General features: G+C 49.0%; 11 protein-coding genes. 7 read left to right on the top strand and 4 right to left on the bottom strand.

Annotation, left to right across the window (positions count from 1 at the left end; genetic code table 11):
• Window position 1 precedes the first annotated feature (1 nt).
• Genes IT233_05585 through IT233_05570 form a run of 4 tightly spaced genes read right to left on the bottom strand, consistent with a single transcriptional unit; the run spans window position 2 to window position 4,770 of the window.
• Window positions 2–427: a hypothetical protein gene (locus IT233_05585; protein MCC7302094.1), complete on the bottom strand. Its 426-nt coding sequence runs from the start codon at window positions 425–427 to the stop codon at window positions 2–4.
• Window positions 428–475: 48 nt separating this feature from the next.
• Window positions 476–2,575 carry a tetratricopeptide repeat protein gene (locus IT233_05580; GenBank protein ID MCC7302093.1) on the bottom strand — a complete coding sequence of 700 codons (2,100 nt, stop codon included), beginning with the start codon at window positions 2,573–2,575 and terminating at the stop codon, window positions 476–478.
• Between the two features lies 1 nt (window position 2,576).
• Window positions 2,577–4,580: a urocanate hydratase gene (locus tag IT233_05575; GenBank protein MCC7302092.1), complete on the bottom strand. Its 2,004-nt coding sequence runs from the start codon at window positions 4,578–4,580 to the stop codon at window positions 2,577–2,579.
• On the bottom strand, window positions 4,570–4,770 hold the full coding sequence (locus IT233_05570; protein MCC7302091.1) for a hypothetical protein: 201 nt from the start codon (window positions 4,768–4,770) through the stop codon (window positions 4,570–4,572). The genes IT233_05575 and IT233_05570 overlap by 11 nt, the downstream gene beginning before the upstream one ends.
• A 105-nt stretch (window positions 4,771–4,875) precedes the next feature.
• Between IT233_05570 and IT233_05565 the strand changes: the two genes are divergently transcribed.
• From IT233_05565 to IT233_05535, 7 genes are all read left to right on the top strand, one after another.
• Window positions 4,876–7,218, top strand: coding sequence for an immune inhibitor A (locus IT233_05565; GenBank protein MCC7302090.1), 2,343 nt, complete (start codon window positions 4,876–4,878; stop codon window positions 7,216–7,218).
• A 39-nt stretch (window positions 7,219–7,257) separates the two neighbouring features.
• On the top strand, window positions 7,258–7,890 hold the full coding sequence (locus IT233_05560) for a hypothetical protein (protein MCC7302089.1): 633 nt from the start codon (window positions 7,258–7,260) through the stop codon (window positions 7,888–7,890).
• Window positions 7,891–7,937: 47 nt separating this feature from the next.
• On the top strand, window positions 7,938–8,666 hold the full coding sequence (locus IT233_05555; protein MCC7302088.1) for a TIGR00730 family Rossman fold protein: 729 nt from the start codon (window positions 7,938–7,940) through the stop codon (window positions 8,664–8,666).
• A gap of 41 nt (window positions 8,667–8,707) precedes the next feature.
• Window positions 8,708–9,274, top strand: a complete 567-nt coding sequence (locus IT233_05550) for a hypothetical protein (protein MCC7302087.1) — start codon at window positions 8,708–8,710, stop codon at window positions 9,272–9,274.
• Between the two features lie 2 nt (window positions 9,275–9,276).
• Window positions 9,277–9,651 (top strand): DUF1987 domain-containing protein, encoded by a 375-nt coding sequence (locus IT233_05545; protein ID MCC7302086.1) that lies wholly within the window; start codon window positions 9,277–9,279, stop codon window positions 9,649–9,651.
• 1 nt (window position 9,652) lies between these two features.
• A complete protein-coding gene (locus IT233_05540) occupies window positions 9,653–12,838 on the top strand; it encodes a SpoIIE family protein phosphatase (protein MCC7302085.1) in 3,186 nt (1,061 codons plus the stop codon).
• Window positions 12,839–13,005: 167 nt separating this feature from the next.
• A partial coding sequence (locus IT233_05535; protein ID MCC7302084.1) for a hypothetical protein occupies window positions 13,006–15,010 on the top strand: 2,005 nt, incomplete at its 3' end.

Below are 15,010 nucleotides of genomic sequence, written 5' to 3'. Positions count from 1 at the left end.
TTTACTGCTTCGTGCAATTCGCTGAGCAGGTGTCGTAAATACTTCCGTTTTGAATGATGTAATTCATCGTAAGCGTAGTAGAGCCGGTGGAATTGCCGCTCAGCGAAGTAATGATAAAGCTCGTGTACGGCTGGTTGCTCGCTGAAAAATTATTTCCGCTCACATTCGCCGTCGCCTTGTTGCTGAATCCCGCATTATAAAGATTCTCGATCTCGATCTGGGAGGAACTCGTTGCCGACTTGTTAATGTGTACCGTAAAGGTAGAATTGCCTGTCTGGGAACTGGATTCCTGACAAGTCCACGATCCTACAAACTTATCCCGGTCGTCCGTAGGGGTAGGTTCCGGATCATCAGGCTGACAGGATACAAGAACCAAGGAAAGAGCGAGGGCGCCAAACAAGGAGCGGAGGAATAACTTTCTTTTCATACTAACAAATATAGACAACCTGCCGTGCAGGTACAACTTTCGTACCATCTACAAACGAATTCCGATCAGGGTAACATCGTCCACCTGCTCAAAAGAACCCCGCCAGGAATTGATGCTGGATAATATGCTATTCTCCTGATTATCAATTGGTTCTGTCGCATGCGCCTGGAGCAGTTTTACGAAATTCCTATGCTTGAATTTCTTTCCTTTCGGTCCGCCGAACTGGTCCGCTATGCCATCGGTAAAGAGATAGATCATGCTGCCTGCCCTGCTTTCTATCTTTTTCTGGGAAAATTGCTTCTGCTCTTCCAGAAAAACGCCAACGGGTTGTTTATCTCCGCGGTACTCTCTGCTTTCTCCCTCCGTGATCACCACCACTCTGCTCATGGCACCTGCGAACAGGATTTCACCGGACGATTCACTCCGGCGCAGCAGCGCAATATCCATCCCGTCTCTGCTTGCTTCTCCCCCACCCTGTTTAAGGGCAACGATTACTTTCAGACGAAGAAGGTCGAGGATATCCGCCGGGTCCTCTACTTTCTTTTCCAGCACTATTTCATCGAGAAAGGAAATCCCGAGCATACTCATAAATCCTCCCGGCACACCGTGTCCGGTACAATCGGCCACCGCAATAAAACTATAATCGCCGCTCCGTGCCACCCAGTAAAAGTCTCCACCTACAATATCACGGGGCCGGTAAATAACAAATGATTCAGAAAAATGCTCCTGAAGTACCTGCTCTGAAGGTAATACGGCTGACTGAATACGACGGGCATAATTGATACTGTCAATGATATCCCGGTTCTTCTCCTCAAGTATTTCCTTTTGCATTTGTATGATGCGGCCTGCCTGTTTTTCCTTGTTCCTGCTTTTATAAAACTGGTAGGCCATCCAGCAAATCAGCGCAAGGATGATTCCGGCTCCAATCAATCCGAAGCGCTGCAGGGCGATTTTTCCGCGGTTATTTTTAATCTCAAGCGCGTTGATCCGCTGCGATTGTTCCAGTTCTTTGATGGTGGCTTGCTTCTTCTCCGTTTCATAGAACATATTCAGCTCGTTCATCTGGCGGCTGGTTTCCTCACTGATCAGGCTGTCTTTCAGTACAGCGTACTCTTTGTAAAAAAAAGCGGCATCCTTCATCATGCCGGATTTTTCGGTGGTTTGTGCCAGCCAGTCCGCCGCCAGCAGACGCATGCGCAGCGAATGTACCCGCTGTGCCAACTCCCGGGCTTGCAAAAAACTCTGCCGGGCATTCACCAGGTCCTTTCTTTTAAAGTAAATCTCTCCCAGTGTAATAAGTGAACTAGCCAGTCCGTCCTGATCGTTAATCTCTTCTTTGATTTTTATTGACCGCTGCGTGAATTCCAGCGCTTTCGACAACTCTCCCATTTTTGCATAAGTGATGCCTATATTTCCCAGCGACGATCCCTGTCCCTTCTTATCCTTCAGTTTTTCCTTAATTAAGAGACTCTTATGATGGTATTCCAGCGCTTTATCGAACAGTTCCTGTTCCTGGAAAATACCACCGATATTGTTGTAGGAGGCTGCCAGTCCCTTCTCATCGCCCAGCTCTTCTTTCAGCTTCAGCGATCGCAGGTGATATTCCAGTGATTTATCCTGCCGGCGCTGATCGTTGTAAAGGTTTCCCAGGTTATTGTACACCGAGGCCAGTCCCTTTTTATCGTTCAGTTTTTCCTTGATCTCGATGGTCATAAAATAAAACTTAGCCGCCTTTTCAGCGTTACCGATCTTTCGGAAGTTGTTACCGAGATTATTATAAATATTTCCCAGCAAAACCGTGTCTTTATCCTGCTCCGCTATTTTCCGGGCCATCTCGTTTTGTTCCAATGCTCTGATGTATTCGCCCTGGTTAAACAGGGAGAGCCCGATCACACCATAAGACATGGCTGCGTACTTGCGGTTTCCGATTGAGACAGCATACTCCAGTGTTTTCTTTCCGTAGTAACGACAGCTGTCGGGATCCTTTTTAGAATAATAATAGGCGATTTCATACAGCAGTTTACACTTCGCCGAATCCCGAAGCCCTCCGGAGCGAAGCAAAGTAAAAAGGGAATCTTTCTCCGACGCACGAAGAAGCGGAGGCAACACAAAGGCCATCATCAGGAACAGGAAAAGGATACGCCTCATGTTAAAATCCGAGTTGGTCCAAAAGTTCATCCTCCGCGATATTCGGCCAGGTAACAGTAAGTCCTTTCGTTCGGTTCATTTCACGGCGCAGAGCAGTCATTGCTTCGTTATTGCGTGCCCAGGCTCTGCGGGCGATCCCGTTATTAACATCCCAGAACAGCATTTGTTCCAGTCGGCGCCGGGCGTCTTTGGAACCATCCAGCACCAATCCGAAACCTCCGTTGATTACTTCACCCCAGCCTACGCCTCCGCCATTATGCAACGACACCCATGTGGCACCCCGGAAAGCATCGCCCGCAAAATTCTGCACTGCCATATCTGCAGTGAAGCGCGAGCCATCATAAATATTAGAAGTTTCCCTGTAGGGTGAATCCGTTCCGGATACATCATGATGATCTCTCCCCAGCACCACCGGACCTTTCAGACGTTTTGCCTTAATGGCCTTGTTAAATTCCGTGGCAATCTGTATGCGTGCCTGTGCATCGGCATATAATATTCTGGCCTTCGACCCTACCACCAGATTATTTTTCTGAGCCTCTTTGATCCAGGTAATATTATCCGCCAGCTGCTGTTTAATATCTGCCGGGGCTTTTCTGTACAGCTGCATCAGCACTTTTAGTGCCAGCGCATCGGTGGTTGCCAGATCCTCCGCTTTGCCGCTGGTACAAACCCAACGGAAGGGACCGAAACCGAAATCGAAACACATGGGTCCGAGAATATCCTGAATATAGCTTGGGTATTTAAAATTACCATCGGCCTTGAGCACATCAGCGCCCGCGCGGGAGGCTTCCAGGAGAAAAGCATTTCCGTAGTCAAAAAAATACATTCCCCGTGCGCACATATTATTGACCGCATTGGAGTGACGAACCAGTGAGCGCTGTACCTCCGCCTTGAAGCGTACAGGATCTGAGGACAGCATTTTCACTGACTCATCGAAAGAAAAACCTGCCGGGTAGTATCCGCCCGACCAGGGATTGTGAAGGGAAGTTTGATCCGATCCCAGTTCCACTTTTACGTTTTCTTCCGCGAATTTCTCCCACAAATCCACCACATTCCCCTGGTAGGCAAGCGAAACAGCCTCTTTTGCCTGTCTTGCTTTTTCAATTCTTTTAATAAGGAGCCCGAGATCCGTAAAAACCTCGTTGACCCAGCCCTGTGAATGTCTGGTAAACACCGCTTTGGGATTTACTTCTGCAATCACCCCTATCCCACCGGCGATCACCGCTGCTTTCGGCTGTGCTCCGCTCATCCCGCCCAAACCGGAACTCACAAATACTTTCCCTGCCATTGACCCGCCCGCAAATTTACGCGCGGCGTTCATCACCGTAATGGTGGTGCCGTGCACAATTCCCTGCGGGCCAATATACATGAACGATCCTGCCGTCATCTGCCCATACTGTGTTACACCCAATGCATTGAATTTCTCCCAGTCGTCCTGCTTACTATAATTCGGAATCATCATTCCGTTGGTGATCACGGCACGGGGGGCCTCCGGGTGCGACGGGAATAATCCGAGCGGATGTCCCGAATACAAAACCAGTGTCTGGCGGTCGGTCATTTCCGCCAGGTATTTCATTGTTAAAAGATATTGCGCCCAGTTCTGGAACACCGCGCCGTTTCCTCCGTAGGTGATCAGCTCATCGGGGTGCTGAGCCACCGCCTGGTCCAGATTATTCGACAACATATGCATGATGGCGGCCGCCTGTTTGCTTCTGGCCGGAAAATCGCCAACCGGCCGTGCCCAGATTTTATAATCCGGCCGGAAACGGTACATATATATTCTCCCGTAGTGTTTCAGCTCCGCTGCAAATTCCGCGGCCAGAACAGCGTGATGTTTTTTCGGAAAATAACGCAGCGCATTCCGAACGGCCAGCTTCTTTTCTTCCCCTGAGAGAATATTCTTTCTGACCGGGGCGTGGTTCAAGGACGGATCCAGGGGTCTGGTTTGCGGTAGCCGGGAAGGGATTCCCTGTAAGATCAGCCGGCGAAATTTTTTAATATCCATTTTTGATTTCCTTCTTTTTATCAAACAAGCCCGTTCGCGGATTAAAACCATACGGACAATGCTTACATCCGCTCTGGCAGCAATGCCCCCGTTTCAGATGATACTTTTCAGTAAACACAAGATGCCCTTCCTCCGAAACGTAATAGTCTTCTGCATTCAGGCCATCGGTTAGTTTGCTTCCGGAATCCATACCTCAAATGTACTCGTTTTTTCAAGTGACTGCTTGTCAGGCCGTTCACTGATATTTTGCGTTCTCGTTTCCAATTCCGTACCTTGTAAGTTCAAACCTTTGTATATGCTGAGATATTGCATTTTCCTTCTCTTTCTACCTGCCGCCCTGTGGTCGCAGCAGGAGGTTTACTCCAGGGTTAAAGTATACACCGGTGCCAACGGAACAGAAACCCTTTCTTCGCTCGGGCTCGAACTGGACCACGGCGTTTGTAAACCCGGTTTCTGGATTATCAACGATTTCTCAGCTACGGAGCTAGACCTGATCCGTTCCAAAGGATTTCAGACGGAAGTGATCATTCCGGATGTGCAGGCATGGTATCTTGAAAATTCACAAAAGGTACACAGCCAAACCCAGTCGATCGGATGCACTGCACCGCCTACCTATCCCACTCCATCGAACTTTACACTTGGCAGTATGGGAGGTTTTTTCACCTATAACGAGATTATTTCCCACCTGGATAATATGTACACCCTTTATCCGAATCTGATCAAGCAAAAGGCAACTTTACCTTACCAGACCACCCAAAGCCGGCCCCTTTACTGGCTGAAGATTTCCGATAACCCGTCGGTAGATGAAAATGAACCGGAGATTCTGTACACCGGGGTGCACCACGCCCGCGAACCTGCCTCAGTGGCACAGCTGATTATGTATATGTATTATCTGCTGGAAAACTATGCTACCGATCCGGAAGTACAGTACCTTGTTGATAACAGTGAAATGTATTTCGTGCCGCTGGTTAATCCCGACGGATACATGTACAACCAGACCACCAATCCAAACGGAGGCGGGATGTGGAGAAAGAACCGCCGGAACAACGGCGATGGTACTTACGGCGTAGACCTGAACAGAAATTATGGCTACAACTGGGGTTTTGATAACAACGGATCCTCACCTAATACAAACTCCAGTACTTACCGCGGTCCTTCCGCCTTTTCAGAACCCGAAACACAAAACCTGCGCGATTTCTGCAACCAGCATCAGTTCCGGCTTTGCCTGAACTACCACACCTACGGGAATCTCATGATCTATCCCTGGGGCTACGACGCCAATATCTACACTCCTGATTCGGCTCAGTTCACCACGTACGGAGATCACCTGACAACGTATAATAAATACAGCTACGGTACTGCGAATCAAACCGTGTTGTATACCGCTAACGGTGTTTCAGACGACTGGATGTACGGTGAACAATCTACCAAACCAAAGATTTTTGCATTTACTCCGGAAGCCGGGCTCAGCGACGAAGGCTTTTGGCCGCCGCAAAGCCGTATTATTGATATCTGCAAAGAAAATATCTGGCAGAACCTGCACGCCTGCCATCTCGTACTCAAATACGCTTACACCACAGACGATGAACCGAATTATATTTCCGCCACCGCCGGTTATCTGAATTACCGTATCAAGCGACTCGGAATGGATGCGCCCGGAACATATACCGTTACGATTGTTCCGCTCGGTCCGGAAATTACATCCGTTGGGCCTCCGAAAACATATTCTTCCCTCGGCCTTCTCCAGGAGGTCAGTGACTCCATCTCCTATACACTGATGGGAAACCTGGCGGGCGGACAAGTGTTTAAATATGTTATCGAGGTCAATAACGGTGCGTTTACCTTGCGGGATACCATTGTGAAGCGCTTCGGCTGGAGTACGATTGTTTTTTCCAACAACGGAAGCAATCTGACAGGTTTCACGAATAACGGATGGGGCACCACTACCCAGCAATTCTGGTCGCCCGGAAGTTCCATCACAGACTCTCCTTCCGGAAATTATTCCAATAACGCCTACGAAACCATCACCACCTCCAGTCTGAATCTCAGCAACGCTGTTACAGCACAACTCTCCTTTTATGCGCGGTGGGAACTGGAAACGAACTTCGACTGGGTACAGGTGAAAGCCAGTTCCGACGGAGGAAATACATGGACTCCCCTGTGCGGAAAATACACTAAAACCGGAAATGGATACCAGGATCCGGGCGAGCCTGTATATGATGCCTATGTGTTTGGCTGGAAAAAAGAAACCATGCCCCTTGACAACTTTATCGGAATGAACATACTTATACGTTTCGAGATCAACACCGACAACGGGGGCTCCGCCGACGGCTTCTACTTCGATGATGTTCTGGTGGAAAAAATCGTACAATCGCCTACCGGTACTGCAGAGGAACCCCTTCAGCAAACAGAGCAGAATATGCCGAATCCTGCAGACCAGTACACCTTTATTAACTTCAGCGGCGTTACGCCGGGAGTTCCTCTGCTGGTTTATGATATCACGGGAAGAAAAGTGATGGAAGAACCGGTTCCATCCGGCACAGGCAGCATCCGCCTAAATACTTCCGTGCTGCAACCCGGAGTGTATTTTTACCGTCTTGGAAACGGACCCGCACTGCGAATGAGCGTGGTTCACTGATTGGAACGATTTTTGCGTTAATCTGAAAAAGCATATGCTATGATTATCCGCTTCTTCTTTATTCCGTTAATGGGACTGATGGTGGGATTATTCCCGCCGGTAACGCCGCACCCGCAGGAACAGGATCATAAAGGCCATCAACACGACGACGGGCATAAGCATCCCAAGCAGCCGGAACGGCTGGAATGGACAGCCACACGCAAACTAACGTGGAAGGACTATAAAGGAAACTGGAATAATACACGGGCAGTGGAGGTGATGTCACTGATCTCCACATTTTACAACCACTTTCAGTCGAAATCCGGCGATACCATAATTGTGGAGACCATGCCGATTTTTTACCCGGAGGATTCGTATGTAAAGCCGGAGCGGAAAACCAAGGAGCAACTGTTCCATGAGCAAACCAAATTTGATCTGTACGAAGTCTGGGCCCGGAAGCTGAGGAAGGAATTCTCCACCTATGCTTTCAGCAAAGCCACGTACAGCACTTTCATGCAGAGCATGTACAAAGCAAACCTGATGGCCAGGAACAGCGAACTGGCCAAATACAATACTGAAACCAACAGCGGCAAAGACGCGGTAAAGCAGAAGACCTGGGCCGATAAGATCTCAAAGCAATTAGGAGAACTGGCTGCCTGGAAATCACATTCGGTTATTGTGAAACCCAAATAGAGCAGGCAGAACGGATGACATTCGGATCATGATGTTACCTTTACAGCATGAATCCGAGGCGGAAACACGACGAGCAGGTATTTTTTGAAGGTCCGAACACCAGAAGCTGGGAACTGGGATTTGTTTTCAGGGTGTGTATGCAGTTTTTGCGCGGGTTCCGGAAATTTCACTTTTTAAATCCATGCGTTACTGTCTTCGGTTCGGCCCGGTTCCGGGAGGGAGATGTCTATTATGCAATGGCAAGAAATGCGGGCGCAGAGCTGGCCCGGGCCGGTTTTACGGTAATGACAGGAGGAGGACCCGGAATCATGGAAGCGGCCAACAGAGGGGCGCAGGAAGCCGGCGGGAAGTCGGTGGGATGCAACATCGTTCTTCCGATGGAACAAAAACCGAATCCGTACCTCGACCGCTGGGTGAGCATTGATTTCTTTTTCGTTAGAAAGGTACTTCTCTCCAAATACTCCTTTGCCTTTGTGGTGCTGCCCGGCGGATACGGCACCCTCGATGAATTTTTTGAAGCCCTTACCCTGATACAAACCGGAAAAATGAAGCGCTTTCCCGTGGTGCTGATGGGAAGGGATTATCACAGAGAATTGCAGGAACATCTGCTCTTCATGAAGGAACAGGGAACCATCGATGCGGCAGATCTGGAACTGTTCCTCTTTACAGACGATGTACTGCACATGAAAGAGCATATTGTACAGCATACGACCGAACGATTTCAGCTTCGCCTGAAGCGAAAGATCAGGCCCATTACCATTCTCGGGGAGAAGTAATCCGGTTTTTTTGTATATTAGAAGCACTTAACACTACCCCCATGCAGGAAACGCAGGACAGAACCAAGCTCGTCTTCAACTGGTTTGAAGAGTGCGAACGGGAAAACATCATTCTTTCCTTTAAAGGTGATTTTAACCAGGACCTGGTGAACGCCATTCTATTGCTCGCTGAAAGAAATCCGGGCGTACAGGGCGGCGCCACGCTGGTTAGGGCCCGTGTTTTCTCGGTGATGGTAGAATGCATGCAGAATATCCGTAAGTATGGAGCAGTAAACGAATCAGGGAGCGAGCAAAAACCCGGAATTGTTCTCGTGTGCAAGGATAAGAAAGGATATTCGGTTAAAACCGGAAACCTTGTGCTCAACGAAGAGGTGGACCGGCTGAAAGAAAGGCTGAACCGCATTGGTCCGCTGAATAAGGAAGAACTAAAGACCTTGCACAAATCCGTGCTGGGAACAACCGAGCTCAGCGAAAAATCCGGCGCAGGCCTCGGCCTGATCAGTATTGCAAGGAAATGCGACGAGTTCATCTTTAAATTCAAACCCCTGAACGACCGGGTAACGTTTTTCTCGCTTGATCTTCATATACACTTCCCTAAAATAAACTGATGATGGATCCACTGAGGATCGAAGCCACGGCCGACACGCCCGCGGTGACGCTGGATTCAACAGGAGGCGTGTTCGAACTATCCGGAAAATCATACCCGGAAGACACCCGCGAATTCTATGGAAGTATTCTCGCCTGGATTGATCTGTATGTTTCTGATCCGAATCCGCAGACAATTTTCGTTTTTAAACTGAAATATTTCAATTCCTCATCGTATAAACCGATCTTCGATATGCTGAACAAACTTTCCACCCTCAGCGGAAAAAACAAAACTGTTCAGATCCAATGGTACTATAAAACCGGCGACGAGGATATAAAAGAAGCCGGTGAGGAATTTGAGGAGCTCTCCGGTTTGTCCTTCTCTTACCATACTTTTTAGAATGTCTCTTCTGCGGCTGACGCTCCTGTTCCTGCTGCTGATTCCGGGTAGAATTCTGTCCCAGAGACAAAATTTCACCATTTTTTCCATTGATGAAGGAATTCCTCAATCACAGGTCCATTGCATTCTGCAGGATAAACAGGGTTATATCTGGTTCGGTACAGACGGAGGCGGTGCGAGCCGGTACGACGGGAAGCGTTTCCGGACCTTCACGATGGCGGATGGCTTGTGTAACGATCTTGTATATGACATGGCCGCTGATACAGGAACCGGCATCTGGCTTGCCACTGCCAAAGGCGTTAGCCGGATTCACAAGGGAAAACCCGTGCCGGTGCCTGCTGAATTAAACGTTCTTGCTGATCTCATGATCCGCAGCGTAGCAGCAGAACCCGGTGGAAAAGTCTGGTTCGGAACCAGTAAAGGACTTTTCTTTTTCTCCTCCGGTAAAGTAACGCCGGTCAACGAACTGGAAGGGTTGGTGATATCCAGCCTTTACCTGCATTCGAATGGCATGCTCTATGCCGGTACAACAACCAAAGGATTTTTCGAAATAAGTCCCGGTCTTAAAATCAGCAACCGGACCACCGAAAATGGCTTACCGCATTCCGCCGTTCATGCATTCATGGAATGGAACGGTGAACTGCTGATTGGTACCGAAAGAGGAATGTGTAAAATGAATCCCGGCGGTGAAATCACCGTCATTCATGCGCCCCTGCCCCCGGAAGTAAAAATGATTGTGCGTGATCTTCTTCCTTCGGTGAAGGGCGGATACTGGGTAGCTACCCTGGATTTCGGTATTCATTATGTGCAGAACGGTGTTTGGACTAAGTACGGGAGGGCAGAAGGATTGGGAGTGGACGGCCATTTCTGCGTAACGGAAGATCACGAGGGAAATCTCTGGGTTGGGACAGACGGTAACGGTGCTGCCCGGCTGGGCAAACAGCTGTTCACCTCCTACGGGAAAGAACAAGGGATGAGTTCAGAGATGATCCTCTCCATTCTGAAAACTTCCGGCGGAGAATGGTGGTACGGAAACCAGGAAGGCGTAACACGATTCGACGGAACAAAGTATACACACTACGGCAAGAAGGAAGGCCTGACGGACGAAAAAGTATGGTCCGTTACAGAAGATCAGAAAGGAGACATCTGGATCACCACCTATGGCAGCGGAATTTTCATTTACAACGGCTCAGGTTTCCGCAAACTGGATGAGAAAGCAGGACTAAGTTCCAATAATGTGAGAGCTGTTTTTCATGATTCAAAAGAGCGTGTGTGGATTGCTACTGCCAACGGACTGAACCTGATAAGGGGAAAAAACATTCAGCATTTTTTCAAACCGCAGGGAACGGGTACCGATCGTTTCCTCAGAGTGTACGAATCGGAAAAGGGTGATATCTGGGTGGGAACTTCCGGGGGTGGGATTTTAAAAGTGAAGGAAGACGGAGACAGCATCCGCTTCGAAAGGTACTCCGCCGCCGAAGGTCTGGCAGACGACGTGGTACTGACTATTACGGAGGATAAAAACGGCCGCATCTGGACAGGAAATTTCGGAGGAATCAGTTGTGTTGATCCTGTGAAGAAAGAAGTAAGAAAAATCACACGGATGGAAGGACTTTCTTCCAATACCGTTTATGCCATTGCATTCATCAATGATTCTTTGCTGCTGGTGGGAACCAATAATGGCATTGATAAACTGAATATAAGAGAATGGGAAAAATCAGGTAAAGTTCACACCGTACATTACGGGAAGGCAGAAGGTTTTTTTGGCGTGGAATGCAATACGGCATCCGTATGGAAAGAACACAACGGAAATATATGGTTTGGAAGCATCAAAGGATTGTTCCGTTATGATCCGTCAAAGGATAAAATGAACACGACGCCTCCCCTGCTCCGGCTGGGCGGTATCCGGCTGTTTTTCCGGGAGGAAGATCTAACTGAATTCGGCGAAACAGGTTACAATGAACTTCTTCCCGGATCACCTGAATTTCCGTATAGTAAAAATCATCTGACATTTGAAATGTCCGCGCTGAGCTATCAGAAATCCTCCGGCATACTTTTCTCCTATCGCGTTGAAGGAATTGATAAAGACTGGTCACTGCCTTCCACGGACGCCACAGTTACCTATTCCAATCTGCCGCCCGGAAAATTCGAATTTCAGTTCAGGGCCTGCAACGGAGACGGTGTGTGGTCTGAAGATTTTCTGTCGTACTCATTTACGCTAACTCCGCCGTTCTGGAAGACCTGGTGGTTCACCGGCAGCCTGCTCCTCTTTCTGGCCTTTACCATATGGCTTTTTATTACCCTGCGCTTAAAACGTATGAAAGCAGTGCAGCTGTATCTTGAACAACAGGTGAGTCTGAAAACGCGGGAGCTCCGGGAAGAAAAAGAACTGGTGGAGAAACAAAATGTGCTCATCGGAAAAAAAAACAAGGACATTACTTCATCCATTCACTACGCCCGGCGCATCCAGGAATCCATTCTGCCGAACCCGGAACGACTCAATGATCTTATTCCGGAAGCCTTTATCTTCTTTCGTCCTAAAGATATTGTCAGCGGGGATTTTTACTGGTTCACCACACAAAACGGCTGCACCCTCATTGCCGCGGTAGATTGCACAGGTCACGGAGTTCCCGGTGCATTTATGTCGCTCATCGGAAATAATCTTTTGAACCATATCGCAAATGATCTGAAGATCAACGATCCCAAAGCGCTGCTTGAAAAACTCCACCAGGGAGTAGTGAACAGCCTGAAAAAAAATGAGATCGAAAGCGATACCGTAGATGGAATGGATGTAAGTCTGTGTGTGGTTCATCACAAAGAAAAAAAACTGGAATACGCCGCTACAGGAAGACCGCTCTTTTATTTCCGGAACGGAAAAGGTGAAAAATTGAAGATCGGGAAGCAGCCGGTGGGACTCGTTACAAAAAAAGCACCCGTTTTTGAGAAGGCCGAACTGGAATTAAAAACCGGAGATACTTTCTACATTCTGACGGATGGATTTTGTGATCAGTTCGGAGGGCCGGATGAAGAAAAATTTATGGAAGGACGCTGTCAGGAGCTCCTTCAGTCCATTCAAAACACGCCCCTGGCTGATCAGAAAAGAGCATTGGAAAAAGCCTGGACCAGCTGGAAAGGTGAACTCCCCCAAATTGACGATATCCTGGTGATTGGCTGCCGGATGCCTTGATCGTTCGTAGTCCTAATCAACTATTTTCTGCTAAATTTCATTCGTCTGGAAAAAAGGGGCATTCGTCTTCAAAAACAGGTGATTTGTCGACTATCTGATTTTCAGCGAGTTGCAACCATTTTCCCAATACTTTTGTCTGACTATAATAACCGTTCAAAATCGTTCCAATGTATCGTTCCCCATCTCTGCGCAAAGTTCTTCTGACTCTTGCAACTTTTACAAGCCTCTTTCTCCGGTCACAAACAATTCCTTGTCCCTACCCGAACGTGACCACAGGTACCGTGTGCGCCAACCAGTGTACCACACTTTCGATGACGCACTATCCTACACGTCAAACTACCAGTTATACCGTGGCCAACCAGGCTTTTGTTCCCTTTGGAACGGGAGGAACATCTGTACTGATCAACATTGACGACACCTGGAGCCAGGTGATCAATATTGGTTTCTGTTTCCAGTTTTACGGGAATACCTACACCCAGTGCGTGATAGGATCGAACGGTCTGATTTCTTTTAATCTTCCATATGCCGGAGGCTATTGCCAGTGGCCGATCAATGCTGCCATTCCCAACGCGGCGAATCCCATCAATTCCGTTATGGGACCCTGGCATGATATTGATCCCTCCGTAGGAAGTCAGAGTGACGTCCGCTATTATGTCACAGGAACTGCTCCCTGCCGCGCTTTTGTTGTAACCTGGTATCAGGTTCCCATGTTCTCGTTCTCCTGCAACTCAATGATAGCACAGCAGCAGATCGTACTCTACGAAACCACGAACATGATTGACATGTTCATCTGGAACAAACCCCTTTGTACAACATGGAACGCAGGTGCTGCCATTCAGGGACTTCATAACGCCACCGGAACGCTGGCAACAGTTGTTGCCGGAAGGAACTGGCCTACTCAGTGGACCGCCGCTAATGACGGAAAACGATTCGTACCCAACGGGCCGATCACCTACAGCCAAACCTGGTGGCAAGGATCCACTCAGATCGGAACCGGACCCAATGTAGTCGTTTGTCCTTCCGTAACTACCACATACACCGCCATGGTTACCGTGAATGGTTGCGCGGTGAATACGTTCACAAATACTACCACCGTCACCGTTAATCCGGCACCCACAATTACCGTTGCACCTAACCCGGCGTCGGTTTGTATCAATAGTTGTACTCCCCTCACCGCTTCGGGTGCAAATACGTATACCTGGACTCCAAGTACTGCACTAAGCGCCACAACCGGCGCGAGCGTTACGGCATGCCCGACGGTTACTACCACCTATACGGTTACCGGAACCGGATTGAACGGATGTACAGCCACTACTACGCGAACGGTCACAGTAAATCCCCTGCCAACCGTGAGTGTACCCAATGCAACCATTTGCCAAAACAGTTGTGCCACACTCACTGCAACCGGAGCAAGTACTTACACATGGACACCGTCCACTGCGCTGTCGGCAACTACCGGCGCGAGCGTGAACGCCTGTCCTACCGTTACCACGAACTACACCGTAACCGGAACCGACATTAACGGATGTACGGATACCCACGTTGTAACTGTCACTGTTAATCCCTTACCAACCGTCACGGGTGCCAATGCCACCATCTGCCAGAATAACTGCGCCACCCTCACTGTATCAGGCGCAACTACGTATACCTGGACTCCGTCCACAGCGCTTTCTGCAACCACAGGTGCCAGTGTAAACGCGTGTCCTACCGTTACCACGTCATACACCATTACCGGCACCAACGCCAACAGCTGTACGGATACGCATGTGATCACCGTAACGGTTAATCCTTTACCGACAGTGAACGTTCCCAACGCGGCGATTTGCCTGAACACCTGCGCCACACTTACCGCCACGGGTGCTACTTCCTACACCTGGACTCCGTCCACCGCGCTCTCTGCAACCACCGGCGCGAGCGTAAACGCTTGTCCTACCGTTACAACTTCCTATACCGTCACAGGAACCAACGCCAACAGCTGTACGGATACGCATGTAGTAACTGTAACTGTTAACCCATTGCCGACAGTGAACGTTCCCAATGCAACCATTTGCCAAAATGCCTGCGCAACGCTTACCGCTACCGGCGCCACTACGTACACATGGACACCGGCAACTGCACTCTCTGCAACCACCGGCGCGAGTGTGAACGCCTGCCCCACCGTAACAACTTCTT

It is taken from the genome of Bacteroidia bacterium (assembly GCA_020852255.1).
Classification (GTDB): domain Bacteria; phylum Bacteroidota; class Bacteroidia; order JADZBD01; family JADZBD01; genus JADZBD01.
Note: the sequence above shows the minus strand (reverse complement) of the source record. Positions and strands in the feature narration are given on the sequence as shown.